At 75.7% G+C, this 26,297-nt stretch carries 25 protein-coding genes; 17 read left to right on the forward strand and 8 right to left on the reverse strand.

Going from position 1 to position 26,297, the window contains the following annotated elements; genetic code table 11:
- Window positions 1–74: 74 nt before the first annotated feature.
- The 6 genes from ACWIX7_RS11480 to ACWIX7_RS11505 all read left to right on the forward strand — a co-directional run bounded on the left by ACWIX7_RS11480 (window position 75) and on the right by ACWIX7_RS11505 (window position 5,233).
- Window positions 75–455 carry a response regulator transcription factor gene (locus ACWIX7_RS11480; protein WP_448621662.1) on the forward strand — a complete coding sequence of 127 codons (381 nt, stop codon included), beginning with the start codon at window positions 75–77 and terminating at the stop codon, window positions 453–455.
- A complete protein-coding gene (locus tag ACWIX7_RS11485; protein WP_448621663.1) occupies window positions 452–1,504 on the forward strand; it encodes a HEAT repeat domain-containing protein in 1,053 nt (350 codons plus the stop codon). The genes ACWIX7_RS11480 and ACWIX7_RS11485 overlap by 4 nt, the downstream gene beginning before the upstream one ends.
- On the forward strand, window positions 1,504–2,943 hold the full coding sequence (locus tag ACWIX7_RS11490; RefSeq protein WP_448621664.1) for a glycosyltransferase family 2 protein: 1,440 nt from the start codon (window positions 1,504–1,506) through the stop codon (window positions 2,941–2,943). The genes ACWIX7_RS11485 and ACWIX7_RS11490 overlap by 1 nt, the downstream gene beginning before the upstream one ends.
- 95 nt (window positions 2,944–3,038) lie before the next feature.
- Window positions 3,039–4,481, forward strand: coding sequence for a GuaB1 family IMP dehydrogenase-related protein (locus ACWIX7_RS11495; RefSeq protein WP_448621665.1), 1,443 nt, complete (start codon window positions 3,039–3,041; stop codon window positions 4,479–4,481).
- Window positions 4,478–4,825, forward strand: a complete 348-nt coding sequence (locus tag ACWIX7_RS11500) for a metallopeptidase family protein (protein WP_448621666.1) — start codon at window positions 4,478–4,480, stop codon at window positions 4,823–4,825. Before ACWIX7_RS11495 ends, ACWIX7_RS11500 begins: the two co-directional genes overlap by 4 nt.
- Before the next feature lie 81 nt (window positions 4,826–4,906).
- Entirely contained in the window at window positions 4,907–5,233 is a 327-nt protein-coding gene (locus tag ACWIX7_RS11505) for a GroES family chaperonin (protein ID WP_245700631.1), read from the forward strand.
- A gap of 77 nt (window positions 5,234–5,310) precedes the next feature.
- Here ACWIX7_RS11505 and ACWIX7_RS11510 read toward each other — a convergent pair whose 3' ends face one another.
- Window positions 5,311–5,769 (reverse strand): MarR family winged helix-turn-helix transcriptional regulator, encoded by a 459-nt coding sequence (locus tag ACWIX7_RS11510; RefSeq protein WP_448621667.1) that lies wholly within the window; start codon window positions 5,767–5,769, stop codon window positions 5,311–5,313.
- A 79-nt stretch (window positions 5,770–5,848) separates the two neighbouring features.
- Here ACWIX7_RS11510 and ACWIX7_RS11515 point away from each other — a divergent pair, with 79 nt between their 5' ends.
- A complete protein-coding gene (locus ACWIX7_RS11515; RefSeq protein WP_448621668.1) occupies window positions 5,849–7,960 on the forward strand; it encodes an MMPL family transporter in 2,112 nt (703 codons plus the stop codon).
- A 162-nt stretch (window positions 7,961–8,122) separates the two neighbouring features.
- On the opposite strand, the gene pheA is transcribed toward ACWIX7_RS11515, so the two are convergent.
- Window positions 8,123–9,058, reverse strand: coding sequence for a prephenate dehydratase (gene pheA, locus ACWIX7_RS11520; RefSeq protein ID WP_448621669.1), 936 nt, complete (start codon window positions 9,056–9,058; stop codon window positions 8,123–8,125).
- Window positions 9,059–9,173: 115 nt separating this feature from the next.
- Here pheA and ACWIX7_RS11525 point away from each other — a divergent pair, with 115 nt between their 5' ends.
- From ACWIX7_RS11525 to ACWIX7_RS11535, 3 genes are all read left to right on the forward strand, one after another.
- A complete protein-coding gene (locus ACWIX7_RS11525; protein WP_448621670.1) occupies window positions 9,174–10,829 on the forward strand; it encodes a GGDEF domain-containing protein in 1,656 nt (551 codons plus the stop codon).
- A gap of 104 nt (window positions 10,830–10,933) precedes the next feature.
- The gene (locus ACWIX7_RS11530; protein WP_448621671.1) at window positions 10,934–13,654 is read left to right on the forward strand and encodes a diguanylate cyclase domain-containing protein; all 2,721 of its coding nucleotides are present in this window, start codon (window positions 10,934–10,936) and stop codon (window positions 13,652–13,654) included.
- Between the two features lie 53 nt (window positions 13,655–13,707).
- On the forward strand, window positions 13,708–13,905 hold the full coding sequence (locus ACWIX7_RS11535) for a hypothetical protein (protein ID WP_448621672.1): 198 nt from the start codon (window positions 13,708–13,710) through the stop codon (window positions 13,903–13,905).
- Between the two features lie 7 nt (window positions 13,906–13,912).
- Here ACWIX7_RS11535 and yczR read toward each other — a convergent pair whose 3' ends face one another.
- Window positions 13,913–15,346 carry a MocR-like transcription factor YczR gene (gene yczR, locus ACWIX7_RS11540; protein ID WP_448621673.1) on the reverse strand — a complete coding sequence of 478 codons (1,434 nt, stop codon included), beginning with the start codon at window positions 15,344–15,346 and terminating at the stop codon, window positions 13,913–13,915.
- A 58-nt stretch (window positions 15,347–15,404) separates the two neighbouring features.
- Between yczR and yczE the strand changes: the two genes are divergently transcribed.
- Window positions 15,405–16,028: a membrane protein YczE gene (yczE, locus tag ACWIX7_RS11545; RefSeq protein WP_448621674.1), complete on the forward strand. Its 624-nt coding sequence runs from the start codon at window positions 15,405–15,407 to the stop codon at window positions 16,026–16,028.
- On the opposite strand, the gene ACWIX7_RS11550 is transcribed toward yczE, so the two are convergent.
- Window positions 16,021–17,124, reverse strand: coding sequence for an MFS transporter (locus ACWIX7_RS11550; RefSeq protein WP_448621675.1), 1,104 nt, complete (start codon window positions 17,122–17,124; stop codon window positions 16,021–16,023). The two genes, yczE and ACWIX7_RS11550, sit on opposite strands and share 8 nt — an antisense overlap.
- A 324-nt stretch (window positions 17,125–17,448) precedes the next feature.
- Here ACWIX7_RS11550 and ACWIX7_RS11555 point away from each other — a divergent pair, with 324 nt between their 5' ends.
- The 5 genes from ACWIX7_RS11555 (at window position 17,449) to ACWIX7_RS11575 (ending at window position 20,914) form a co-directional block, all read left to right on the forward strand.
- A complete protein-coding gene (locus tag ACWIX7_RS11555; protein ID WP_448621676.1) occupies window positions 17,449–18,048 on the forward strand; it encodes a TMEM165/GDT1 family protein in 600 nt (199 codons plus the stop codon).
- A 92-nt stretch (window positions 18,049–18,140) separates the two neighbouring features.
- Window positions 18,141–18,521, forward strand: coding sequence for an antibiotic biosynthesis monooxygenase (locus ACWIX7_RS11560; protein ID WP_448621677.1), 381 nt, complete (start codon window positions 18,141–18,143; stop codon window positions 18,519–18,521).
- A gap of 42 nt (window positions 18,522–18,563) precedes the next feature.
- Window positions 18,564–19,526, forward strand: a complete 963-nt coding sequence (locus tag ACWIX7_RS11565) for an ABC transporter ATP-binding protein (RefSeq protein WP_448621678.1) — start codon at window positions 18,564–18,566, stop codon at window positions 19,524–19,526.
- Between the two features lie 31 nt (window positions 19,527–19,557).
- Entirely contained in the window at window positions 19,558–20,391 is an 834-nt protein-coding gene (locus tag ACWIX7_RS11570) for an ABC transporter permease (RefSeq protein WP_448621679.1), read from the forward strand.
- A gap of 76 nt (window positions 20,392–20,467) precedes the next feature.
- Window positions 20,468–20,914, forward strand: a complete 447-nt coding sequence (locus tag ACWIX7_RS11575; RefSeq protein WP_448621680.1) for a DUF1905 domain-containing protein — start codon at window positions 20,468–20,470, stop codon at window positions 20,912–20,914.
- Window positions 20,915–21,017: 103 nt separating this feature from the next.
- On the opposite strand, the gene ACWIX7_RS11580 is transcribed toward ACWIX7_RS11575, so the two are convergent.
- Both ACWIX7_RS11580 and ACWIX7_RS11585 read right to left on the reverse strand, forming a co-directional pair.
- The gene (locus ACWIX7_RS11580) at window positions 21,018–21,935 is read right to left on the reverse strand and encodes a haloalkane dehalogenase (protein ID WP_448621681.1); all 918 of its coding nucleotides are present in this window, start codon (window positions 21,933–21,935) and stop codon (window positions 21,018–21,020) included.
- A gap of 11 nt (window positions 21,936–21,946) precedes the next feature.
- Window positions 21,947–22,561 carry a DinB family protein gene (locus ACWIX7_RS11585; protein WP_448621682.1) on the reverse strand — a complete coding sequence of 205 codons (615 nt, stop codon included), beginning with the start codon at window positions 22,559–22,561 and terminating at the stop codon, window positions 21,947–21,949.
- A gap of 90 nt (window positions 22,562–22,651) precedes the next feature.
- Between ACWIX7_RS11585 and ACWIX7_RS11590 the strand changes: the two genes are divergently transcribed.
- Window positions 22,652–23,407 carry a MerR family transcriptional regulator gene (locus tag ACWIX7_RS11590; protein WP_448621683.1) on the forward strand — a complete coding sequence of 252 codons (756 nt, stop codon included), beginning with the start codon at window positions 22,652–22,654 and terminating at the stop codon, window positions 23,405–23,407.
- A 145-nt stretch (window positions 23,408–23,552) separates the two neighbouring features.
- Here the strand turns inward: ACWIX7_RS11590 and ACWIX7_RS11595 are convergent, their stop codons facing one another.
- Together ACWIX7_RS11595 and ACWIX7_RS11600 are read right to left on the reverse strand one after the other, a co-directional pair.
- Window positions 23,553–24,857 carry a (Fe-S)-binding protein gene (locus tag ACWIX7_RS11595; protein WP_448621684.1) on the reverse strand — a complete coding sequence of 435 codons (1,305 nt, stop codon included), beginning with the start codon at window positions 24,855–24,857 and terminating at the stop codon, window positions 23,553–23,555.
- Complete coding sequence (locus tag ACWIX7_RS11600) at window positions 24,854–26,236, reverse strand: FAD-binding oxidoreductase (protein ID WP_448621685.1); 1,383 nt, start codon at window positions 26,234–26,236, stop codon at window positions 24,854–24,856. The genes ACWIX7_RS11595 and ACWIX7_RS11600 overlap by 4 nt, the downstream gene beginning before the upstream one ends.
- Window positions 26,237–26,297 lie beyond the last annotated feature (61 nt).

The following is a 26,297-nucleotide window of genomic DNA, read 5'->3' on the forward strand; positions in this document are numbered from 1 at the left end:
CACAGGTACCACTTCAGTCACACGTGTGTCCTGCCGATACCGGGTTCGTCCACCCCATCGGATGGGAGAGCACCATGCCGCACGTCCTCGTGGTCGACGACGACCCCGTCGTCGCCGACCTCGTCGCCTTCCGCCTGCAGCGGCTGGGCCTGGAGGTGACCGTCGAGTCCGACGGCGAGTCCGGGCTGGCCGCCGCCCGCCGGCTGCGCCCCGACCTCGTGGTGCTCGACTGGCTCATGCCGCGGATGGACGGCCTGGAGGTGTGCCGGGCGCTGCGCGCCGACGCCGACCCGGCCCTCGCCCGGACGCCGGTGCTGCTGCTGACCGCCAAGTCGCAGGACCCCGACCTCGAGCGCGGCTTCGCCGCCGGTGCCACCGACTTCATCGCCAAGCCGTTCAGCACGCGCGAGCTGGTCAGCCGGGTCACCGCGGCCCTCCCCGCCGTCCCGGCGTGAACTCCCTCGCCGCGCCGGCCGCGGTGGCGACGGCCGTGCTCGGCGTCCTGGTCGTGGTGCTGCTGGTCGCGGTCGCGGCGGTGCACACCACCCGGGCCCGCCGGCTGGCCGCCGCCGAGGAGAACCGGGCCGGGCTCATGGCCCTGGTGTACGACCTGCTCGACGACGGCGACCCCGACGCCGTCACCGCGGCCCCGCCCGACCTCGACGAGGTCCTGCTGCACCTGCTGCCCCAGCTGCGCGGCGCCGACCGCGAGGCGATCCAGACCGCGCTCACCCGCCGCGGCGCCGTCGCCCGCGCGGTCGCCGACCTGGACGCCCGGGCGGCCTGGCGCCGCGGGCGCGCCGCGACGCTGCTGGGCAGCACCGCCGGCCGCGACCACCTCGCCCGGCTGACCGCGCTGCTCGCCGACCGCTCGATCGAGGTGCGCTGCGCCGCGGCCCGCGCCCTGGGCCGGGTCGGCGACCCCGCCGCCGTCCACGGCCTGCTGGCCGCCCTGACCACCGCGCGCCCGCTGCCCGCCGGCGTCGTCGGCATGGCCGTCCTCGACCTGGGCACCGCCGTCCTGCCGGCCCTGCGTGCCACGCTCGTCACCGGGTCGCCGGCCGCCCGGGCGCTGTCGGCCGACGTCGTCGGCCTGCACGGGGACGTCGTCGCCTGCCCCGCCCTGGCCGAGCTGCTCACCGACCCGCGCCAGCCGGAGGACGTCCGGCGCGCCGCGGCCACCGCGCTGGGCCGGATCGGCGACCCGGGCTGCACCGAGCCGCTGGCCGACGTCCTGGTCGACGTCGCGCTCCCCGCGCTGCGCCGGGCCGCTGCCGAGGCGCTCGGGCGCATCGGCGACCCCACCGGGGCGCCGGCGCTGCTCGCCGGGCTGACCTGCCCCGCCCGCGAGGTCGCGGCCGCCTGCGGCGACGCGCTGGTCGCCCTCGGCGCCGAGGGCGAGTCGCTGCTGTCCGACGCCGCCGCCCGCGGCGGCCCCATCGGGGCGGCCGCCGCGGCCACCCTGGACGCAGTGCCGCGGCGCCGCCGGCTGGTCGGTGCGTGATGCGCGAGCTCGGACTCGACGTCCTGCTCACGATGAGCTGGGTCGTCCTCGGCTACACCCTGCTGCTCGACCTGGTGATGCTCGGGCTGGTCCTGGCCGGTGCCCGCCGGGTCTCGCACAGCCGCCGCTGGGACGGCTCCGAGGGCCACGAGGAGATCTTCGCCAGCCCGCTCACCCCCGGCGTCTCGGTGCTCATCCCCGCGCACGACGAGGAGGCCGGCATCCTCGACACGCTGGCCGCCGTCCTCGCCCAGCGGTACCCGGTGCTCGAGGTCGTGCTGGTGGACGACGGATCGACCGACCGCACCTTCGAGAAGGTCGCCGAGCGCTTCGGCCTGGTGCAGGTCGCCGCCCGGCCGACCGCCGACCTGCCGGTGGACGGCGAGGTCCTGTCGGTGCACCGCGCGACGACCGGCGACCCGCTGACCGTCGTCCGCAAGACCAGCGTCGGACGGCGGTCCGACGCGCTGAACGCAGCGCTCAACGTCGCCCGGCACCCCCTGGTGTGCATGGTCGACGCCGACTCGCTGCTCGAGCCCGAGGCGCTCGTGCAGGTGGCCCGCCCCTTCGTCGAGGACCCGGCCAACGTGGTCGCCGCCGGCGGCGTCATCCGGGCCGCCAACGGCGCGCGGGTGGCCCGCGGCAGCGTCCTGGAGCCGCGGCTGTCCTCCCGGTGGGTGGTCCGCTTCCAGGTCGTCGAGTACCTGCGCTCGTTCCTCCTCGGCCGCACCGGGTGGGCCGACGCCAACGCGCTGCTGATCATCTCCGGCGCCTTCGGTCTGTTCCGGCGCGACCTGGTCGTCGAGGTCGGTGGCCTGGACGCGCTCTCCCTCGCCGAGGACGCCGAGCTGGTGGTCACCCTGCAGGAGCACCTGCGCCGCCAGCGCCGTCCGCACCGGGTGGTGTTCGTGCCCGAGCCGGTCTGCTGGACCGAGGTGCCCGAGACCCTCGCCGTCCTCGGTCGGCAGCGCCGCCGCTGGTCGCACGGGCTGGCCCAGCTGCTGTGGAAGCACCGGCGGATGATCGGCAACCCGCGCTTCGGCCCGGTCGGCGTCCTGGCGCTGCCGTTCTTCCTGCTCTTCGAGCTGCTCGGGCCGGTCGTGGAGGTCGTCGGTCTCGCCTCCGTGGTGCTGGCCGCGTTCCTCGGGGCCCTCGACACGAGCACCGCGCTGGTCATGTTCGGGCTGGCCCTCGGCCTGGGCACGCTGCTGTCGACCGCCGCCGTCGCGGTCGAGGAGTTCTCCTACGCCCGCTACACGCGCGGCCGCGAGGTCGGCGTGCTGCTGCTCGCCGGGCTGCTCGAGAACGTCGGCTACCGGCAGCTGCACGCCTGGTTCCGGCTGCGCGGGCTGGTCGCCGCCCTGCTGCGCCGCACCCCGGTGTGGACGGCGATGCCGCGCACCGGCTTCACCGAGGCCGAGCCGGTCCCGGTGCCCTGATCCGGCGAGATCGCGCGATCTCGCACGGACACGGGGCCGCGAGCGTGCGAGATCGCGCGATCTCGCCCGGCCCTGCGTGCGGGACAATGGCCGTCATGCGGTTCCTGAACGGCCAGCGCCCAGCCACCGACCTCACCTACGCCGACGTCTTCATGGTGCCCAACCACAGCACCGTGGGCTCCCGGCTCGAGGTCGACCTGACCACCCCGGACGGCGTGGGCACGACGATCCCGGTCGTCGTCGCCAACATGACGGCCATCTCCGGACGGCGGATGGCCGAGACCGTGGCGCGCCGCGGCGGGCTGGCCGTGCTGCCGCAGGACATCCCGGTGGACGTCGTCTCCGAGGTGGTGTCCTGGATCAAGACCCGCCACCCGGTCTACGACACCCCGATCACGCTCTCCCCCACCTCGACCGTCGCCGACGCGCTGTCGCTGCTGACCAAGCGCGCGCACGGCATCGTCGTGGTGGTGGATGGCCGGGACGGTCTCGTCCCCGTCGGCGTGGTCACCGACGGCCAGTGCCAGGGCGTGGACCGGTTCACCCAGCTGTCCCAGGTCATGACCGAGGACCCGCTCACCGTCCCCGCCGGCACCGACCTGCCCAAGATCTTCGACGTGCTGTCCGGTGAGCGGATCAGCGCCGCGCCCGTGGTCGAGGGCGACCGGCTGGTCGGCGTCATCACCCGCAAGGGCGCGCTGCGCTCGGCGCTCTACCAGCCCGCGGTGAACGCCGACGGGCACCTGCTCACCGCCGCGGCCGTGGGCATCAACGGCGACGTGGCCGGCAAGGCCGGGGCGCTGCTGGCCGCCGGCGTCGACGTGCTCGTCGTCGACACCGCGCACGGGCACCAGGAGAAGGCGGTGGAGGCGGTGCGCGCCGCCCGGTCGGTGGCGGGGTCGGCGCCGGTCGTGGCGGGCAACGTGGTCACCGCCGAGGGCACGCGCGACCTGATCGAGGCGGGGGCGGACGTCGTCAAGGTCGGCGTCGGCCCGGGCGCCATGTGCACCACGCGGATGATGACCGGCGTCGGCCGGCCGCAGTTCTCCGCGGTCGAGGAGTGCGCGGCCGCGGCCCGGGCGCTGGGCAAGCACATCTGGGCCGACGGCGGTGTGCGGCACCCGCGCGACATCGCCCTGGCCCTGGCCGCGGGTGCGGCGAACGTGATGGTGGGCTCGTGGTTCGCCGGCACCTACGAGAGCGCCGGCGACATCCACGACGACGGCTCGGGCCGGCTGTACAAGGAGTCCTTCGGCATGGCGTCGGCCCGCGCGGTCAGGGCCCGGACGTCGACCCAGAGCGGCTTCGACCGGGCGCGCGCCGGCCTGTTCGAGGAGGGCATCTCCTCCTCGCGGATGTACCTGGACCCGGCGCGGCCGGGCGTCGAGGACCTGGTCGACGGGATCGTCGCCGGGGTGCGCTCGTCGTTCACCTACGCCGGCGCCCGCACCGTCGACCAGTTCCACGAGAAGGCGGTCGTGGGCGTGCAGAGCGCGGCCGGCTACGAGGAGGGCCGGCCGCTGCCGACCTCCTGGTGAGGCCGCTCCCCCTCAAGGTGTTCGAGGGCCTGGTCGCCGACGCCCTCGACCAGGTGCCGCCGGAGCTGCTGGCCCTGATGGACAACGTCGTCGTCCTGGTGGAGGACCGCAACGCCGACGAGCCGGACCTCCTCGGCCTCTACGAGGGGTACGCGCTCACCGAGCGCGGCTGGGAGTACGGCGGCGCGCTGCCGGACCGGATCATGATCTACCGCGAGGCCATCTGCGCCATCTGCTCGACCGCCGAGGAGGTCGTCGAGGAGGTCACGATCACCGTCGTGCACGAGATCGCGCACCACTTCGGCATCGACGACGACCGGCTGCACGAGCTCGGCTGGTCATAGCAGAAGGACCCCATCCCCTCACCCCTCGCGTGTTCGGGGTGAGCTCCGGATGGGGCCGCACCGCCGCGTACCGTGATCGGCGTGCCGGACACCGCAGGGAAGCTGCCGATCAAGATGCTGCACGACCGCATCCTGGTGGCGCTGCGCAGGGAGGACGGCGAACGCCGCTCCAGCGGCGGCATCCTCATCCCCGCGACCGCGCAGGTGGCCAAGCGGCTGGTCTGGGGCGAGGCCCGCGGCGTGGGGTCGAGCGTGCGCCAGGTGAAGGTCGGCGACCAGGTGCTCTTCTCCCCCGAGGACCAGCACGAGGTCGAGGTGCACGGCGAGGAGCTGATCATCCTGCGCGAGCGCGACGTGCACGCCGTCGCCGCCGAGCGGATCGAGGAGTCCACCGGCCTCTACCTCTGAGGACTCGCCACCCCGGCGCTGTGTGCACCGGTGGTCGTCTCAGGGGTCGCTCAGACCACCACCCGTGCACAGAGCGCTCAGCCGCCAGGCCGGGCGTGCCGCACCACCACGTCGGTCACCTGTTCGAGGAACCGGCGGACGACGGCCAGCTCCTCGTCGGTGTGGCCGGCCATCGCGGCCACCAGGTCGCGCTGCAGCCCGCCGAAGAACTGCCCGCCGGCGGCCATCGCCGACTCCGACATCTCCAGCACGACCCGGCGCCGGTCGGCAGGGTCGCGCACCCGGCGCACGTGGCCGGCCCGCTCCAGCCGGTCGACCAGCGCGGTCACCGACGCCGAGCTGAGGTCCACGGCCCGGCCGAGCGCGCCGGCCGTCAGCGCCTCCCCGCGGCGGGCGGCGTCCATGATCGCCACCATCGCCCGGACGTCGGTGCGCCCCAGCCCGTGCAGCTCGGCGAACCGCTGGCCGACGGCGTCGAGCTCCACGGTGAGCCGGCGCAGCAGCAGGGCGAGCTCCCGGCGCTCCTCGACGTCCACTCCGCCTCCCGTTGCCCACGACCGCCGCTCAGCCTAGTCTCTCGATCGTCGAGATTGTCGAACATCGAGAGAAGATCCCATGGCCCGGCTCCGCTGGTTGCTCCCCGCCCTCGTCCTGCTCGTCTGGCTCGGTGGGGCCGGCCCGCTGTCGGCGCTCAGCGCGCAGCTCACCGGGCTGCAGGAGAACGACACGGCGGCCTTCCTCCCCGACAGCGCCGAGTCCACCCGCGTCGCCGACCTGCAGCAGCGCTTCTCCCCCGTGCAGGCGATCCCGGCGATCCTGCTGTGGGAGGGCGACGGGCCGCTCGACGCCGCCACGCTGCAGGCCGTCGGCGAGCGGGCGCAGGAGGCGGCCCGGGTCGCCGAGGACGCCGGGGCGCTGGCCGCACCGCCGTCCCCACCCATCCCCTCGGCGGACGGCGCGGCGGTGCAGGTGCTGCTCCCGCTGGACCCCGAGGTCGGCGACGAGATCGTCCCGCTGGTCGAGGACCTGCGCGCCACGCTCGACGTGGAGGGCACGGACACCTTCGTCACCGGCCCGGGCGGGATCTTCGCCGACTTCGCCAACGGCTTCGCCGGCATCGACGGCCTGCTGCTGCTCGCCGCGTTCGGCGTCGTCCTGCTGATCCTGCTGGTGGTGTACCGCAGCCCGATCCTGCCGTTCCTGGTCATCGCGACCGCCGGCCTCGCGCTGACCGCCGGCAACGCGGTCGCCTACCTGCTGGCCGATGCCGGGGTGATCACCGTCAACGGTCAGAGCCAGGGCATCGCGTCCATCCTGGTCGTCGGCGCGGCCACCGACTACGGCCTGCTGCTGGTCGCCCGCTTCCGCGAGGAGCTGCGCCGCGAGCAGTCGAAGTACGCGGCCATGGCGGTCGCGCTGCGCCGGTCGTGGGAGCCGATCGTGGCCTCCGGCGCGACCGTCGTGCTCGGCGTGCTGTGCCTGCTGCTGTCGGACCTGGCCTCCAACCGCGGCCTGGGCCCGATCTCCGCGGTCAGCGTCACGCTGTCGGTGCTGGCCGCGCTGACCTTCCTCCCCGCGGCACTCACCCTGCTCGGCCGGGCCGCGTTCTGGCCGTTCCGCCCGCGGTACGGCGTCGAGCCGCCGCAGGGCCGCGGCTGGCAGCGGGTCGCCGCCGCGGTGGGACGCCGTCCCCGCCGGGTGCTCGCGGTGAGCACGCTGGCGCTGGTGGCGGCCGCCGTCTTCGCACCCAGCTACGACGCCTCGGGCATCACCTTCACCGACGCCATCCGGGGCGAGTCCAACGGCGTCGCCGGTCAGGAGGCGCTGGCGCGGCACTTCGACGCCGGCTCGGGCAGCCCGACCGTCGTCGTCACGCCGGAGGACAGCTGGCCGGCGGTCGCCGAGGCGGCCACGGGCACGGACGGCGTCGCGACCGTGGCGCCGTTCACGGGAGGAGCCCCGGGCGGCCCGCCGGTCGTCGTCGACGGCCTGGTCCGGCTCGACGTGGTGCTCGGCGTCCCGGCCGACAGCACCGAGGCCATCGAGGTGGTGCAGCAACTGCGCACCGAGCTCGACGCCGCGGACCCGGCCGCGCTCGTCGGCGGCGACACCGCGAGCAACCTCGACGCCCGTGAGACCGCCGCCCGGGACCTGCGGGTCATCGTGCCGACCGTGCTCGTCGTGATCACCGTCGTCCTGGCGCTGCTGCTGCGCGCGCTGGTGGCGCCACTGCTGCTGATGGCGACCGTCGTCCTCAGCGTCGGGGCCACGGTCGGGGTGGCCGCGCTGCTCTTCGACGGCGTCTTCGGCTTCCCGGGCAGCGACCCCGGCATCCTGCTGATCGGCTTCGTGTTCCTCGTCGCGCTGGGCATCGACTACAACATCTTCCTCATGACCCGCGCCCGCGAGGAGTCGCTGCGGCACGGCACGCGGGACGGCGTCCTGCGGGCGCTGGCGGTCACCGGCGGGGTCATCACGAGCGCCGGGCTGGTGCTGGCAGCGACCTTCGGCGCGCTGTCGGTGCTGCCCCTGCTGTTCCTCGTGCAGCTGGCGTTCCTGGTCGGCTTCGGCGTCCTGCTCGACACCTTCGTCGTCCGCTCGCTGGTGGTGCCCTCGGCGGTCGCGCTGCTGGGCGACCGCACCTGGTGGCCCGGCCGGCTGGCCCGGCGGCGCCCCACCCCCGAGCCCGAGCGGGAGCTGACCGCGTCCGCCTCGTCCCCCACGTGATCGCAGCGGCCCCGAGTCGATCATGGGGTTGACGCGGGCGACACGCGACGACCCGCCGCAGGAGTCGGCGCCAGCCCCATGATCAACTGCGGAGGGTGCGAGCGGCCCTCCTGCAGGGGCCCGCCGCGAGCGTGCGAGCGGTGAGGAGGACGGGGTCCTCCCTCAGACGCGGCCGGCGCGCACCCGCTGGAGCCAGCCGGCGGCCTCGCGGAACGCCGCGTCGGTCGACACCGGCGTCACGGGCTTGTTCTCCCGGCCGTCGGCGCGCGGGTAGGAGCCGAGGAACCGCACGTCGTCGCAGACCCGGTGCAGGCCGGAGAGCGCCTCCCCCACCCGTGCGTCGGCGACGTGCCCCTCGCAGTCGAGGGAGAAGGAGTAGACGCCGAGCCGCTCGCGGGTCGGCCGCGACTCGATGCGGGTCAGGCTGATGCCGCGGACGGCGAACTCGCCCAGCACCTCCAGCAGCGCGCCGGTGCGGTCCCCGACGACGGCGACCAGCGAGGTCTTGTCGTTGCCGGTCGGCTCGGGCAGCGGCCCCGGCGGCGCGACCAGCACGAACCGGGTGACGGCGCCGGGCCGGTCGGCGACGTCCTCGGCCAGTGCGGTCAGCCCGTACCGCTCGGCGGCGATCGGCGCGCACACGGCGGCGTCGTGCTCCCCGGCCGCGACCTGCCGGGCAGCCTCGGCGGTGGAGGTGGCCGGCAGCGGGACGACGCCGGGCAGCAGCCGCGCCAGCGAGCCGGCGGTCTGCGCCAGGGCGTGCGGGTGGCTGACCACCGAGCGGACGTCGGCCGGCGTCGTCCCCGGGCGGCCGGCGAGGACGAAGGAGACCGTCAGGAACACCTCGCGGGTGATCAGCAGCGGGTCGCCGTCGGCCAGGCCGTCCATGGTGGCCGGCACCGAGCCCTCGACCGAGTTCTCCAGCGGGACGAGCGCGGCGTCGGCGTCCCCCGAGCGGACGGCGGCCAACGCCGCCGGCACCCCGGCGGCGGGCTGCCGGACACCCTCGTCCGCGCCAACGGCACTGATCAGAGCCGATTCGGCGAAGGTACCCTCAGGGCCGAGATAGGCGTACCGCGTCGGAGGCGTCCCAGGCACCCGACGAGGGTAGAGCGGTCGGGCGAGGGCGGATGCCCCACCCGGGGGGAGTCGCCACGCTGGTCATCGGACCCGTGGTCGCGCAGCGGCCGGACACCGTGGTGGGAGGCAGTGCGTGACCCCCGGCCCAGAACGCCTCACCGAGGGTGACCTCGACGATGCGCTCTGGCGCCTGCTGTCCGCGAGCGACCGCGACGACCCCGCCGCCTTCACCGCCGAGCACGACCGCGCCGCCGCGACCCTGGACGCCGCGACCGACCCCTGCTGGGCCGCCTGGCGGCACGCGCTGGCCGCCCGCCGCGGCCTGGTGGACGGCGACCCCGAGACCGTCACGGCCGAGGTGTCGGCCGCCCGCGAGGCCCTGGGCAGCTGCCCGCCCTCCGCGCAGACGGCGCTGACCCTGGCCCACCTGGCCCACGTGGAGGTGGCCGCCGACCACGCCGACACGGGGATGGTGCTGGCCATCGACGCCAGCCTGCTGACCGAGACCGCGGCAGCCGAGAAACCGTCCCGCGCTCTGCACCAGGCCCACCTGTGGCTCGCACTGACCCTGGCCGCGCTCGACCTGGAGGAGCTCGCCGTGGCGCAGGCGCTCCAGGGCTCCCGGGTGGCGGACCAGCTACCGGGCCTGGCCGACCGCTGGCGGCTGCTGCAGCTGTGCGCCCAGCAGCACGCCGAACTGGCCCAGACGCTGCACCGCCGCGGCCAGGCCGAGCGCGCTCGCGAGCTGGCCGGGACGTCGGTGGACTGCGCCGAGGCCGCCCGCGCGCTGGACTGGGAGCCCGCGCCCGGCGACCAGGACCTGCTCGACGTCGTCCAGGCGTGGGCGATCGCCTGCTGCGGCGAGGTGGAGGACGGCCTCGGCCCCATGCGCCGCGCGCACAAGCGCGTGCACCGGGACGGCGGGACGTGGCTGCGCGGCTACGCCGACCTGGTGCTCGCCCGACTGCTGACCCGGCTGGCCCGGAACCGGTCCGGCGGCGGCCACGACGCCGAGGCGACCGACCGGCTGGTCGACGCGGCCGGGGCCTTCGCTGCCGCCGGCGACCGCAGGCGCTACCGGCAGTGCCTGCTGGAGCTGGGCCAGGGCACCGCGGCGATGGGCCGCCCGGTCGAGGCGCTGCACTGGCTGGAGGCCTACCGCGCCGACACCGGCCGCGCGCACGCCCGCGGCCGGGAGCTGTGGGCGGAGATGTTCGTGCGGCGCAGCCGGCTGCGCGAGGCCGAGCGGCAGACCGCGCACCTGCGCCGGGTGGCGCTGGAGGACCCGCTCACCGGCCTGGGCAACCGGCGCAGCGCCGAGCGCCGGCTGGGCGGCATGCGGCTGGGCGCCGAGCCGGTGTCGCTGGCCGTGGTCGACATCGACCGGTTCAAGGCGGTCAACGACGACACCTCCCACTCGCACGGCGACCAGGTGCTGCGCCGGGTCGCCGACCTGCTGCGCGAGCACTGCCGCACCGGCGACGAGGTGTACCGGTGGGCCGGCGACGAGTTCCTCGTCGTCCTGCCGGCGGCGACGGCGGCCCAGGCGCTGACCGCCGCCGACCGGCTGCGCGCCGCGGTGGCCGACGCCTACTGGGGTGACCTGCAGCTGCCCGAGCCGGTGACGGTGAGCATCGGTGTGGCCACCGCCGCGGCCACCGAGGACGAGCCGCTGGGCTGGCGCTCGCTGTTCGACACCGCCGACCTGCACCTGTTCACCGCCAAGCGCGGGGGGCGCAACCGGGTCCGCGCCCACGGCGGCCGGACCGCCGGCGAGGGTGCCCCGTGACGGCGCGGACCGGGTGGGACGACAGTGACGGGAGTGCCCGGGACCCCCGGCGTGCCCCCCGTCCGGTGCTCGACTCCATTGACAGCGGCAGGCACAGTGCGCTCGTGCCTCCCGGAGCCCTGCACCACCGGGTGACCGCCGCTCTCGCCAACTGGCAGCTCGACGACGCCGAGGAACTGCTGGCCGAAGTCGGCACCGACTCCTCCCCCTACGTGGCCCCCGCACCGCGGGACGGCGGTCGTCCCGCCGACCTGGGCCGGGCCTGGGCCGACACGCTGCGCGCCGAGCTGCTCGTGCGACGGCTGCGGAGGGCCGGCTTCACCCTCGTCGGCGACCCCGTCGGGCCCGCGTCCGGACCCGGCGCGGCGGCCGGGCTGGACCTGCACGCCGGCGTGGCCGAGCTGATCGACGGCGCCACCGCGTCCGAGGACGGCGATCCGCGCGCCTCCCACGCGGCGCTGGCCATCGCGCTGGTGCGCTCGGCCAAGGCCGCCTTCGACGCCACCGAGGACGAGCTGCAGCGGGCCGCCGGCCTGGCCCGGCACGCCCGCATCGAGCTGCTCTCGCGCCGCATCGACGCCGCCATGGACGAGGCGGTGGAGGCGGCCAGCCTGCTCCACCCCGCGCTGCCGCCGTCCACCCTGCTGGTGGAGACGCTGACCGCCCTCGCCGGTGTGCTCGCCGACCTCGAGCTGATGCCGCTCGCGCTGGACTACCAGCGCCGGGCGCACGAGACCGCCGTGGCCGCGGCAGCCGTCCCCGATGCGCTGCGGCCGGACGACAGCGGGCCCGACGTCCTCGTCGCCCGCGCGGCCAGCTGCCTGGGCGAGCTGTGCGCCGAGCTCGGCGAGGCGCTGCTCGACGACGGCGACCCCGACGCGGCCGCCCCGCACTTCGCCGAGGCCCGCGCGCTGGCCGAGCAGGCGCTGGCGTTGCTGCCGCCGGAGTCGGCCGAGGCGGTCGTGGCCGCGCAGGTGGTGCACGGCTGGGCGCTGGTGGGCCTGGGTGAGCACGCCGCCGCCATGGACCCGCTGCGTGCCGCCGTCCGGACCACCGCCACCGCCGACCGGGCGCTGCACGCGGCGGCGCTGCTCGCCCTGGGCCGCGCGCTGCGTCGGCAGGGGGACGGCCGCGACGCCGACGAGCAGCTGGCCCAGGCCCTCGCCACGGCGACCGAGCAGGGCCTGCCGCGGCTGCGCCGGGCCGCGCTGCGCGAGCTGTGCACGCTGCACGCCGAGCTGGACGACGCCGGGCGGGCACTGCCCTACCTGCAGGCCTACCTGGCCGACGAGCTGGACCGGGTCGACGAGCGGCGCACCCGCTGGGTGGAGCTGTTCGGCCGGCGCAAGAGCCTGCTGGAGACCGAGCGGGCCGCCGGGCAGCTGCGCCGGCAGGCCTACGAGGACCCGCTCACCCACCTGCCCAACCGCCGCTTCGCCGAGGCCACCCTCGACGGTCTCCTCAGCAGCGGTGCGGCACCGGCGCTGGCCGTGGTGGACGTCGACCGGTTCAAGGAGGTCAACGACGCCGTCGGCCACGCCGGCGGGGACGACGTCCTGCGCCGGGTCGCCGACATCCTCGTGGCCGGGTGCCGCGACACCGACGACGTGTGCCGCTGGGCCGGTGACGAGTTCGTCGTCCTGCTGCCCGACACCACCGCCGAGCAGGCGGAGCTCGCGCTCGAGCGCTGCCGCCGCGCGGTCGCCGGGACCGACTGGGCCGCGCTCGGGATGCCCGTGCCGGTGACCATCAGCGTCGGCATCGCCTCGGCCACCCGCGGCGACGACCGGCGCACCCTGTTCGCCGCCGCCGACGGCGTCCTCTACGACGCCAAGCGCAGCGGCCGCGACCGCGTCGTCCGGCTCTCGGCGGTGACCCAGACCCGGGCCGTCGACGGTCCACCGGACGCGCTCGCCGGCCCGGCCGGGGCTGCTGTGACGGACGGGTCCTCCTGGGACGACACGGTGCCCGCGGGCTCCCCGGAACCGGTCGCGCCGGCCCCTAGGGTCCCTGCCGTGCAGCCTTCCCCGCTGACCGACCCCACCGCGGTGACCAGCGGTTTCGCGCCGCTGCTCGTCGAGCCCACCGACCCGCCCCTGGGCCTGGGCAGCCCCGCCGAGCCGACCCTGGCCCCGGTGCCACCGACCACCCCGCCGTCCCTCGAGCCGCCCGTCCCGCCGGCCGCACCGGCCCGTGGGACACGGGCCGAGCCCGACGTCATCTGGGCACCCGGCCGCAGCACCGAGCAGGTGCTCGCGCTGGTCCGCGAGGCGCGCCGGCAGTGCCCGGACCGGCCGGCGGTCGTCGTCCGGGCACCCGCCGAGACGCTGGTCGCGCTGGCCAGCGAGCACGACGCCTACACCACGGTCGACGCCGCCTCGATGTCCGCGGCGGTCGGCCCGCTGCCCGAGCCCGTCGGCCGCATCGGGGTGCTGTGCGGGCTCGGCGGTGACCTCGCGGTGGCCGCCGAGGCCGCCTTCGCCGCGCGCGTCACCGGCACCGCGGTGCTGCGGGTGGACGACGTCGGCGGCAGCCGGTTCCGCCCCGGGCTGCCGGGCGACGCGCTGCCCGAGGACGTCGACTGCCTGGTCGTCGTCGCGGGCCTCGACGCCTCGCTGGCCGGCCTGCTCAGCGTGCTCACCGACGTGCCGATCGTCGCCGTCCCGACGTCGACCGGGCAGCCGGGCTCCTTCGGCGGGTTCAGCGCGCTGCTGACGATGCTGAACTCGGCCTCACCCGGCGTCGTGGTGAGCAACATCGACAACGGCCACGCCGCCGGCGTCTTCGCCGCCCGCATCGCCCGCCGGAGCCACCGCCGCGGCTGAGCCTTCCGTGATCAGCTGGGATCACCGTCGCGGGTCCTGGCTCACGACCGGTGGTGAGCCAGGACCGGCTGGGATCAGCTCAGCTGATCATCGGGCGAGGCGCCGCCGGCGGGGTCGGCGACCTGGCGGGCCTGGCGGCGTCCCTGGGCTGGTTCGACCAGGCCCACGTCAGCCGCGACTTCCAGGCGGTCACCGGCACGACGCCCTCGGCCCACCTGCGACGGGCCCGCGCGGTCCAGGGCACCGGCTGAGCCCGGGTCAGACCACCGACTGCGGCTCGTCGACGGCGGCCGCCGGCGGCCGGGCCGCGGTCGCCTCGGCGTCGGCCCGCGCGAGCAGGGCCACCGCCCGGCGCAGGACGTCCGGCGGCTGCGTGTAGGGCAGCCGCAGCCGGTCGTCGAGGGCGTGGCCGGTGCCGAACAGCGGGCCGGCGGCCAGTCGCAGCCCCAGCCGCTCGGCCGCCGCGACCAGCGCGCGGGAGCGCGGCGAGGGCAGTCCGCACCACAGCACCAGGCCGCCCGCCGGCTCGGGCACCCGCCAGTCGGGCAGCCGCTGCCGCAGCTCGGCGGCCAGCACCGACCGGCGCTCGCGCAGCAGCTCGCGCCAGGCCCTCAGTGACCCGTCCAGGCCGTCGAGCAGCGCGCAGGCGGCGAGCTGCTCGACGACCGGTCCGGACATCGAGGTCCGGACGGCGACGGCGGTCAGCCGGCGGACGACGTCGGCCTCGGCGCGCACCCACCCCACCCGCAGGCCGCCCCACGCCACCTTGCTCAACGTCCCCACGGAGAGGTGCCCGGCGCCGAAGGCGGCCAGCGGCGGCGGCGCCGCCGTGTCGAGCCCGAGCTCGGCGAACGTCTCGTCGACCACCGCGGGGACGCCGCTGCGGCGCAGCGCCCGGGCCAGCCGCTCCCTGCCGGCTCCGTCGAGCAGCACGCCGGTCGGGTTCTGGAAGTCCGGCATCAGGTAGGCGGCCGCGGGCCGGACGGCGGACAGGGTGCGCTCGGCGGTGTCGAGCCAGGTGGCGGGCTCGTCGGGGTCGAGTGCGACGGGGACGACGCGAGCGCCGAGGGCGCGGGCGGCCTGCAGGGCGTTGGGGTAGCTCGGCTGCTCGACCAGCACCCGCTGCCCGCGCCGCACCAGCGCCGAGAACCCGATCGAGACCCCGTGCAGCGCGCCGTTGGTGATCAGCACCTGCTCGGGGGTCGTGGGCAGGCCGCGGGCGGTGTAGCGCGCGGCGATCCGCGCCCGCAGGTCGGGCAGGCCGGCGGGGTGGTAGCCGTGCGTGGCCAGGAAGCGGGGCAGCTCCTCGAGCGCCGCGGCCAGCGCGGCCGGGACGGCGGCGGGTGCCGCGGGTGCGGCGTGGGCGAGGTCGATCGCGCCGTCGTCCGCCGGCCCGGGCACCCACGCACCGCGGTGCGGCCCGGCGGGCAGCGCCGCGAACGTCCCGGCACCCTGCCGGGCGGTGGCCCACCCGTCCTCGCGCAGCCGGGTGTATGCGGCGGTGACCGTGGCCCGGCTGACCGCGAGCGCCGTCGCGAGCTCCCGCTCCGCCGGCAGCCGCGTGCCGAGGGGCACCCGGCCGTCGGCGACCAGCCGGCGGATGCGCCCGGCCAGCGCCGCGTAGCGCGGCGGCCGGTCGGTGGCGAGGTCGCCGACGAGCACGGCGAGCGACCGCGCGGACGTCATCTCCATGCCACCTCCTGCTGATTGGCCTGTGGTCGGCAGGCCAATCGTGACGGAGGATCGGGGCATGCACCAGTTCCTGACCGCCCGTCCGGCCCGCCGCCTCGTCCAGCTCTACGCGGGCCTGGTGCTCTACGGGCTGTCCATGGCCCTGCTCGTGCGCTCGGGCCTGGGGGTCATGCCGTGGGACGTGCTGCACCAGGGCCTGGCCCGCCAGCTCGGCTGGTCGCTCGGGGTCGTCACGATGGTCGTCGGCGCGCTGGTGCTCCTGGCCTGGGTCCCGCTGCGCGAGCGGCCGGGGCTGGGCACGGTGAGCAACGTCGTCGTCATCGGCCTGGCGCTGGATGCCGCGCTCGCCGTCCTGCCCGAGCCGTCGTCCCTCCCCCTGCGGGTCGGGCTGGTCGGCCTCGGCATCGCGCTCAACGCCGTCGCCACCGCCGCCTACATCGGCGTGCACCTCGGCCCGGGTCCGCGCGACGGGCTGATGACCGGTCTGGTGCGCCGCAGCGGCCGCTCGGTGCGGCTGGTGCGCACCTCGATCGAGGTCGCGGTCGTCACCCTCGGCTGGCTGCTCGGCGGCACGCTGGGCGTCGCCACGGTGCTGTACGCGCTGGCCATCGGTCCGTTGGTGCATGCACTGCTCCCCCGGCTGTCGGTGGACCTCCGTCGCGCTCCCGCCCGCGTCAGCTGACCGGCGGCCGGCGCAGGCCCACCGCCACCACGGGGACGACGGCCAGCACGAGGACCGCCACCGCCGCGACGCCGCCCAGCGCCCAGGCCGCGAACACCAGCAGGGCGGCCAGCTCGGTGCCCAGGCCGGCGACCGAGGTGACCGTGGCCCGGCGGGCGCTGTCGATCCGCTCCTGCAGGCGGGCCTCGGCCACCACGAGCACCGCCAGGTAGAGCGCGTAGGAGGCGGCCACCAACGCCAGCGCGGGCGGCCCGGAGACCACGGCCGCCGCCCCGAGCAGCACGCCCGAGAGCAGCAGCGGCACGGGCAGCACACGGTCGGGCAGCCGGTCGGTCCGGTCACCCAGGGCGGCGCCGACCACCCCGGCCAGCGTGATGCCCAGGACGGCCGCCGGGACGGCGACCGTGGGTACCCCGCGGTCGCCGGCGAGCACCGGGAAGTACTCCTCCACCGCGTCGATCGCCCCGACCAGCGCGACCGCGAGCACGGTGAGCCGCAGCGCGGGGACGCGCACGACCTCGGCCACGCCGCAGCGGAGGGTGGCGAGCAGCGTCGCGCCGTCGCGCTCCCGCGGCGGCTCGGGGAAGAGCAGGGCGAGGGCCGCCCAGGTCAGACAGACCGCGACGCTGGCCCAGCCCACCAGCGCGTAGCCGCCGAGCGCATAGAGCCCGCTGGCCGCGGCCGCGGTCGGGATCTGCACGAGCAGCTCGGCCGACGTCATCGCGCCGTTGACCCGGGTGAAGGCGGCCTCGGCGCCCACCTCGGCCAGGCCGTCGTAGACCAGGGCCTCGACCGTGCCGGAGACCAGCGAGCTGGCCACGCCCCAGACGACGAAGCCGGCGAGGAAGCCGGTGGTCTGCGGCGCGACGGTCCACACGACGAAGGCGGCCGCCTCCAGGACGCCACCGGCGACGAGCGCGCCCCGGCGGGACCAGCGGTCCGCCAGCGCCCCGGCCGGCACCTCGGTCAGCAGCGCCGTGACCGACCAGGCGGCGAACAGCAGTGAGATCTCGGCGGCCGAGAGGCCGGTGTCGAGGAACAGCAGCGCGTAGAGCGGGTACAGCGGTACCAGCTCGGACAGCGCGGTCCAGCCCACCGCCAGGCGCGCGAGCGGCCGGGCGGCGGGCGGCAGGGGTGCCCTGGCCGGGCGTCAACGGAACGGCACGGCGCGGACCGTAGCGCGGGTCACCCCGGCCCGCAGCCGGATTACCGGCACCGCTGGGTTAGGCTCGGCGGCCGAGAAGGGGAGTAGCCCCCCGTCCGCTGGTCGACACGCTGGCGCCTCCGGGTGCCCGGTCAGCGGGCCCACGCTCGGCCGTGGGTGGGCGAGACCTTCGACCGCAGTCGCCCTCGCCGGCAGCTGCCGGTCGGAGGCGTGCCCGCATCCGTCCGGCAGCGCCCCGACGGAAGTGAGAACCCCGTGTCCCTGACGGTCGTGCTGACCGCCTTCGTGCTCGTCCTGCCGGTCGAGCTCCCGGACAAGACCCTGTTCGCCAGCCTCGTCCTGGCCACCCGCTTCCCGCCCCTGCCGGTGTTCGTCGGCGTCGGGACGGCGTTCGGGCTGCAGGTGGCCATCGCGGTCACCGCCGGCTCGTTGCTGTCCCTGCTGCCCGACGCGCTGGTGAGCGGCGTCGTCGCCGTGCTGTTCCTCATCGGCGCGGTGCTGCTCTGGCGCAGCGCGAACGAGGGTCCCGAGGACGCCGACGACGTGGCGGAGGGCAAGGAGGCGCACTCGTTCCTCAAGGTCGCCGCCATCTCCTTCGGCGTCCTGTTCGCCGCCGAGTGGGGCGACCTGTCGCAGCTGGCCACCGCCGGACTGGCCGCGCGCCTGGACGACCCGGTGTCGGTCTTCGTCGGTGCCTGGGCCGCGCTGCTCACCGTCTCGGCCCTGGCCGTGTTCCTCGGCAAGAAGCTGGCCGACCGGTTGCCGGTGGCGCTGATCCGCCGGGTGGCCGCGGTGCTGTTCCTCGTCTTCGCCGTCGTCGCCGCGGTCGAGACGGTGCGCATCCTCGCCGGCTGAGAGAGGACCCCGGTCGGGCCCAAGGCCACTCCACGGCCGTGGCGGAGGGACCTAGCCTGGCGCCCCACAGGGGCGACACCGAGGAGGTCACCGTGGCCGTCATCCCCGATCTGCCGTGGACCGCCGAGCACGTCGGGGACGGCCCGGGCGTCGTCGTGGTCACCCACCTGCACCTGCGCCGGCTCCGCGACGTCCCGGCGTTCTTCCGCGACTCGCTGGCCATCCGCGCCCAGACCACGGCCGCTCCGGGCGCGAGGTCGCTGTACCTGCGCGCCCAGCCGCTGGCCCGGCACTTCACCACCGTGTCCTGGTGGGACGACGAGGCCGCGATGCGCGCGTTCGTCCGGACCGACCCGCACCGCTCGGCGATGCGGCGCTGGGGCCCGGAGATGCGGGAGTTCAGCAACCGGTCGTACCCCGGCACCACCGGCGTCGTCCCCACGCTGCAGACGGCTGCTGCGCTGTCCGCGTAACCGACTCGGCCCCGGCTCGTCCCGGTGGCAGCATGGCCGCTGATGGATGCGGCCGTGCAGGTGACCGACCTCGTCAAGCGCTACCCCGGCCGGCCGGTCAACGCCGTCGACGGGATCTCCTTCACGGTGGCGCGCGGCGAGGTGTTCGGCCTGCTCGGCCCCAACGGCGCGGGCAAGACGACGACGATCGGCGTCCTCACCACCCGGGTGCTGCCCACCTCGGGCACCGCCAGCGTCGCCGGGGTGGACGTCGCCGCCGACCCGGTCACCGCACGCAGCCGGCTGTCGGTGGTGCCGCAGCGGTCCAACCTCGACCGCGCGCTGACCGCCCGCCAGAACCTGGTCTTCCACGCCGCCTACCACGGCGTCGGCCGGGCCGAGCGCAACCGCCGGGCCGACGCGCTGCTCGAGCAGCTGGGCCTGGGCGGGCGCGGCGGGGACAAGGTCGACGACTACTCCGGCGGGATGGCGCAGCGGCTGCTCATCGCCCGCGCGCTCATGCACGCCCCGCAGGTGGTCTTCCTCGACGAGCCGAGCACCGGGCTGGACCCGCAGGCCCGGCTGTTCGTGTGGGACCGCATCCGCGAGCTCCGGGCCGGCGGCGTCACCGTCGTCCTCACCACCCACGACATGGACGAGGCGGCCGCGCTGTCGGACCGGGTCGGGATCATGGACCACGGCCGGCTGCTCGCCCTGGACACCCCCGCGGCGCTCACCCGTTCACTGCCGGGCAGCGCCACTCTGGACATCGACGTGGCGCGCGCGCCCGAGGACACCGACGACGCGGTGCTGGCCGCGCTCGCCCCGCTCGCCGAGCGGGTCGAGCAGGTGGCCGACGGTTCGGGGCTGCGGGCTCGCCTCTACCTCTCCGGTGACGCTGCGGCGCTGGTCGGCCCGGTGTCCGAGGCGCTCGGTGCGCGGCGCGCCCGGCTGACCGGCGTGCGCATCGGCGAGCCCAGCCTCGAGGACGTCTTCCTCAGCCTGACCGGACGGGAGCTGCGATGAGCACGGACACCTCCTCGGGACCGGGGCGGCGATGAGCACCGACACCGCCGTACCGGGCCTGGCCGCCGGGGTCGGCAGCGCCGCACCGGGCCGGCCGGACGTCGGCCGGGCGTTCGGCGCGCTGCTGTGGCGCGACGTCTTCGTCACCGGCCGCGAGCTGGTGCCCTTCCTGCTGCAGGTCGTGCTGCAGCCGGTGTTCCTGCTGTTCGTCTTCGGCAAGGTGCTCGTCGAGCTCGGCTTCGCCACCAGCCAGTACTCCGACGTGCTGCTGCCCGGCGTCATCGCGCTGACCGCCTTCCTCACCGCGCTGCAGAACACCGCCTTCCCACTGGTCATCGACTTCTCCTTCACCAAGGAGATCGAGGACCGGCTGCTCGCGCCGCTGCCCACCGCGCTGGTCGCCGTCGAGAAGGTGGTGTTCTCCCTGCTGCGGGCGCTGGTCGCCGCCGCGGTGATGTTCCCGATCAGCTGGTGGGTGCTCGGCACGCTGCCGGTGCAGTGGGGCGACCTGCCGCTGCTGACCGCGTTCCTCGTGCTCGGCTCGCTGGTCGGCGCGGTGATGGGCATGACGCTCGGGACGTTCGTGAAGCCCAACCGGATCAACGTCGTCTTCGCCGTCGTCCTGACGCCGCTGCTGTTCACCGGGTCCACCCAGTTCCCGTGGCAGTCCCTGGACACGCTGCGCTGGTTCCAGGTGGTCTGCGCGCTCAACCCGCTGACCTACGTCAGCGAGGCGCTGCGCGCGGAGATGGCGCCGGACGTGCCGCACCTGCCGCTGTGGCTGTGCGCGCTCGCGCTGGCCGGTTTCCTCGTCGTCTTCGGCGTGACGAGCCTGGTGGGATTCCGCCGCCGGGCGCTCGACTGAAGAAGGACCCGCTGCCCCCCACCACTCGCAGGCTCGCGGCGGGTCCCTGCAGAGGGCCACACCTATCCTCCGGCCCATGGAGTTCCGGACGACGGTCGTGCAGAGCGGCAAGACGGCGACGGGTCTGCAGGTGCCCGACGAGGTCGTCGCGGCCCTGGGTGGGGGCAGGCGGCCACCGGTCACCGTCACGCTGGGCGACTACGCCTACCGGACGACGGTCGCGCCGATGGGCGGGGCGTTCTGGATCCCGCTGGCCGCCGAGCACCGGGAAGCCGCCGGCGTGCAGGCCGGCCAGGAGGTCGACGTCCGGGTCGAGCTGGACACCGCGCCGCGGGAGACCCCGCTGCCCGACGACCTCGCCGCCGCGCTGGACGACGGCGCGCGGGTCTTCTTCGACGGCCTGGCTCCCTCGCACCGCAAGGAGTGGGTGCGCTGGGTCGAGGAGGCCAAGAAGCCCGAGACCCGCGCCAGCCGCATCGAGAAGACCGCCGAGGCGCTGCGCGCGGGGCGCAGGACGCGGTGAGGAAGGACCCCGCCCTACCCACCCTTCGCACGCTCAGGGCGGTGCCCTGGACGGGGCCGAAGGGGACCGGCAGGGTCCGGCCACCGGCGGCCACCCGGACCGGCTACCGCAGCGTCGGGATCCACTCGGCCAGCGCCCGGCCGATCTCGTGTGGTGAGTCCTCCGGCACGAAGTGCGCACCGGGGACGGTCACCTCGGTCAGCGCCTTCCACTTGCGCACGAATGCCCGCGGCCGGCCGACCAGGATCGAGCCCGGGTCGGCGTTGAGGAACAGCTTGGGGACGTCGCTGGTGCGCAGCCACTGGCCGTAGCGGGCGACGACGTCGCGGACCTTGGGTGGCACGTTCTCGATGGGCAGCTGCCGCGGCCACTCCAGGGTCGGCCAGCGGTGCGCGGGGTCGGCGAAGGGCTCGCGGTAGCGGGCGTGCGCCTCCGGGCTCAGGCCGCGGGTCACCGACGCCGGCAGGATGCGCTCGACGAACACGTTCTTCTCCAGCACCGCGGCCTCGCCGTCCGGCCCGCGCATCGTCCGGAAGACCTTCCGCGCGTCGGCCGGCCAGTCGGCCCAGGTCAGCGGGACGACGAGCGCCTCGGTGAACGCCAGGCCGCGGATCGCGCCGGGGTGCCGGTGCGCCCAGTCGAAGCCCAGCGCCGAGCCCCAGTCGTGCAGCACGAAGGTGACCCGCTCGGTCGCGCCGACCTGCTCGAGGAACCGCTCCAGGAAGCCCGCGTGCGCGGAGAACGAGTAGGTGCCCCGGTCCGGGCTGGGCAGCTTGTCCGACTCGCCCATGCCGATCAGGTCCGGCGCCAGGCAGCGGCCGAGGTGCTGCACGTGCGGGATGACGTTGCGCCACAGGTAGGACGACGTCGGGTTGCCGTGCAGGAAGACGATGTTCTCCCCGCCCGCCCCGCCCTCCCCCGCCTCGACGTAGGCCATGTGCACGTTGCCGTCTGCCCGCCGGTCGACGCGGACCCGCTTGCGGGGGAACGGGTCCTCGGGCGAGACGTCCTCGGCTGCCATGCCTCCGATCCTCACCCATCCCCGCGCGCGGCACCGCTCGGGGGAGCGGTCCCGGCCGCCTGCCGCGCGGCGGCCTCGATGCGCGCCCGGAACGCCGCCCACTCGTCGGCGCTGCGCTCGGGGAGGTTGGTGTTGTCCGGGCTCAGGCCGGCCGACCCGTCGATGAGCTCGCGCAGGACGTCGGCGTGCCCGGCGTGCCGGGCGACCTCCACGCACGCGTGCACCAGGATCGTGTGCAGCGTCGGGTGCCGGCGTTCGTCCCGCCACCAGGGCACCTCGCCGACGGCGTCCAGCGGCAGCGCCTCGACCGTCGCGTCGGCGTGCGCGGCCGCGAACCGGTACAGCTCGACGACGTCGTCCCGGCTCTCGTCCGGCGCCGCCCACAGGTCGACGTCCTCCTCCGCGCCCTCGGCGTCCCACGGGTAGGGCCGGCCGCTCGGCCGGCCGAAGACCTCGCCGAAGTAGCCCAGCTGCACGTAGGCGACGTGCTTGACCAGGCCGAGCAGGTTGGTGCCGGTCGGCGTCATCGGCCGCCGGACGTCGTACTCGCCCAGGCCGTCGAGCTTGGCCAGCAGGGCGACCCGGCAGCGGCGCAGGTACTCGAGCAGGGCGCCCTTCTCGTCCACGGCGACACCCTGCCCCACCCGGGTGACATCACGCTTGACCCTGACGCGACGTCAGGCTGTGCAGTGGTCCCCGTCAGGGAGGAGGACACCGTGAACGTGGGCGAGGTCGCGGCGCTGGCCGGTGTGACGGTCCGGACGCTGCACCACTACGACCGGATCGGACTGCTGTCGCCGTCCGGCCGGACGGCTGCGGGCTACCGGCGGTACTCGCCGGCGAACCTGGACCGGCTGCACCAGGTGCTGGTCTACCGCGAGCTCGGGTTCCCCCTCGAGGAGGTCGCGACCCTGCTCGACGACCCCGCCGCCGACCCGGCCGAGCACCTGCGCCGCCAGCACCGGCTGCTGCTCGACCGGCTAGAGCGGACGCGAGCGGTGGTCGCGGCCGTCGAGAAGGAGATGGAGGCGAGACAGATGGGGATCTCACTGACCCCGGAGGAGAAGTTCGAGCTCTTCGGGGAGAACTACTCCGAGGACTACGAGCGCGAGGCGGAGGAGCGCTGGGGGGACACCGAGGCGTGGGCGCAGTCCCAGCAGCGGACCCGCAGCTACAGCAAGGAGGACTGGGTCCGGGTCAAGGAGGAGGTGGACGACCTCAACCAGCGCTTCGTCGAGGCGATGCGGGCGGGCGTCCCGGCCGACTCCGAGGAGGCGATGGACGTCGCGGAGCAGCACCGGCAGCACATCAGCCGGTGGTTCTACGACTGCCCGCCCGGGATGCACGCCGGCCTGGGCCGGATGTACGTCGAGGACGAGCGGTTCACCGCCACCTACGAGCGGATGGCCCCGGGCCTGGCGCAGTACGTGAGCGCCGCCGTCCAGGCCAACGCCGCCCGCCAGGGCGGCTGACCGCTCGGCGAGATCGCGCGATCTCGCACGCTTCCCACCCCGGATCCGTACGGGATCGCGTGATCTCGCCGGGAGGGGACGGGTGCCGGAACCCGGCGCGGCATCGACCGGGTCGAGGCCGGGGCGGGCTGACCGGCCGGCAGGGTCAGCTGCGGTGCACCTCGTCGGGGCCGGCGGACCCGTCGAGCGCGTCGGGTCGGCCGGCACCGGCCGCGCCCGGGTCGTCGGGCAGGGGCCGGTCGTTCAGGTGGGCGGCCAGCCCGGCGGCCTCGTCGGCGGGGACCTCGGCGCGGCGGCCCAGCCGCGCTCCGGGCCGGAGCCGGCGGCGGGGCAGCCCGCCGTCCTGCGCAGCGGCCAGCAGCTCGGTCAGGTGCAGCACGCGCACCCGGGAGCGGCGGCGGCGCAGGCCGGTGACCAGCTGCCGCTGACAGCCGGGGTTCACCGCGACGACGTAGTCGACGCCGGCGGCCTCGATCTGGTCGAGCTTCGGGGCCAGCACCCGGCGGCTGTCCTTCGGCCGCAGCAGCGAGTACGTACCCGCCGAGCCACAGCACTGCGCCGCGCCGGGCAGCTCGACGTAGTCGGCGACCGCGGCGATCAGCTCCCGCGGCTCCCGCCAGACGTCCATCCCGTTGCGCAGGTGGCAGGAGTCCTGCAGCGCGACCCGCGCCCGCCGTCCGTCGACGCGCAGCTCGCCGAAGGACGCCGAGCCGTCGCCTGCCACGTACTCGGCGAACTCCTTCACCCGGTCGCGGCCCAGCACGCCGGCCAGGTGCGCCGCACAGCCGCCCGCGGTGGTCACGATCGTGCCGGGCAGCTGCCCCCCGAGCCGCCGGGCCAGCTCGCGGCCCAGCTCGAGGTCGCCGTTGTGCGCGTGCAGGGCGCCGCAGCAGCCCTGGTCGCCCGGGGCGTCCAGCTCCGGGCGCAGCCGCCGCGCGGCCCGGCTCACCCCGGGGAAGAGCGCGCGCTCGAAGCAGCCCAGCATCAGGTGCGGACCCTGCGGGGAGGTGGCGGCCGTGCGCGCGTGCCTGCGGAAGGTGCCGAGCCGGCGCACCAGCCAGTTGCGGACGACGACGTTGGTGAGCACCCGCGCCAGCGGCGGCCGACGCCGGCCCTGCCACTGGTGCGAGCGCCAGTGCTCGAGCAGCTCGCCGTACTGCACGCCGGCCGGGCAGACCGGCTCGCACGCCCGGCAGCCCAGGCAGAACGAGGACTCCTCCCGCAGGGTCGGGTCGTCGTCCTCCAGGACACCGGTCTCCAGCGCGCGCATCAGCGTGATCCGCCCTCGCGGCGAGGACTTCTCGTCCTTGCTCAGCGCGTACGTCGGGCAGGCCGGCAGGCAGAACCCGCAGGAGATGCACCGGTCGAGCAGCTCGGGCGGGAAGATGCCACGGGACGACGCACCGGCCGCCCCCGGGGCGTCGGTGGCGCCCGACACCTCCGCGCTCACGAGCCGGTCTTCCCGGGGTTGAGGATGCCGGCCGGGTCGAAGGCCGTCTTGATCCGTCTGAGCAGGGCCATCTGGTCGTCTCCCAGCCGGTCGCGAAGGTAGGGCAGCTTGGCCGCGCCGACGCCGTGCTCCCCGGTGATGGTGCCGTCGAGCTCGAGCGCCGCGGCGAAGATCTCGGCGAAGGCGGCGTGGGTGCGGTCGGCGGCCGCCGGGTCGCGGACGTCGACGACGGCGGTGGGGTGCAGGTTGCCGTCGCCGGCGTGACCGAAGGTGCCGATCAACAGCTCGTGCCGGGCGGCGACGGCCTCGATCCGGTCGACCATCTCGGCCAGCCGCGGGCGGGGCACGGTGACGTCCTCGAGCACGGTGAGCGTGTCCAGCCGGGACAGCGCCGGGAGGGAGCAGCGGCGGGCGGCCAGCAGCGCCTCGGACTCGGCGACCTCCTTGGCCACGGTGACCTCGAGCGCCCCCTCGTCGGCGCACAGCTCGCCCATGCGGGTCAGGTTGCGCTCGACGGCGTCCGGCTCGCCGTCGTCCCCGAAGAGCAGCAGCGCGCCGGCGTCGGTGCGCAGCCCCAGCCGGGCGTAGTCCTCCACCGCCCCGATGCAGGTGCGGTCGAGGAACTCCAGCGTCGCCGGCACCACGCCGTGGGCGAGGACCTGCGTCACCGCGCGACCGGCGTCGGCCAGCGAGGAGAAGTAAGCCACCCCGGTGCTGGCCGTGGCCGGCATGGGCAGCAGCGCGAGGGTCACCTCGGTGATGACGCCGAGGGTGCCCTCCGAGCCGGTGAGCAGGCGGGTCAGGTCGTAGCCGGCGACGTCCTTCCACAGCCGGCCGCCGGTGCGGATGACCTCGCCGGTGGGCAGCACGACCTCGAGACCGAGCACGTAGTTGCGGGTGACCCCGTACTTGAGGCCGCGCAGGCCGCCGGCGCAGGTGGCGACGTTGCCCCCCACGGTCGAGACGGTGCGGCTGCCCGGGTCGGGCGCGAACAGCAGCCCCTGGGCGGCGGCGGCCTCGGCGACGGTGGCCGTGGTGGCGCCGGGCTCGGCGCGGACCAGCAGCTCCGAGGGACTGATCTCGAGCACGCGGTCCATGCGGGTGAGCACCAGCAGGATGCCGCCCTGCAGCGGCACGGTCGCCGCGCACAGGTTCGAGCCCGCGCCGCGGGGCACGACCGGGACGCGGTGGGCGGTGGCCAGCCGCAGGACGGCGGCGACCTCCTCCGTGCGCGCCGGGAAGACCACCGCGTCCGGCGGGGAGGAGAACAACGGGGTGGCGTCCCGGGCGTACGGAGCGATCTCGCCCTGGCGGTGCCGGACGTGCTCCCGTCCGACGATCGACTCCAGCTCGGCCAGGACACCGGGATCCAGTGCCACGTCGCACCCCCCTCGCGGTGGGCGGGTGGGCCCCGCGCTCGACCGCAGCGGGCAGCCTAGT

It is taken from the genome of Geodermatophilus sp. URMC 65, from assembly GCF_053502545.1.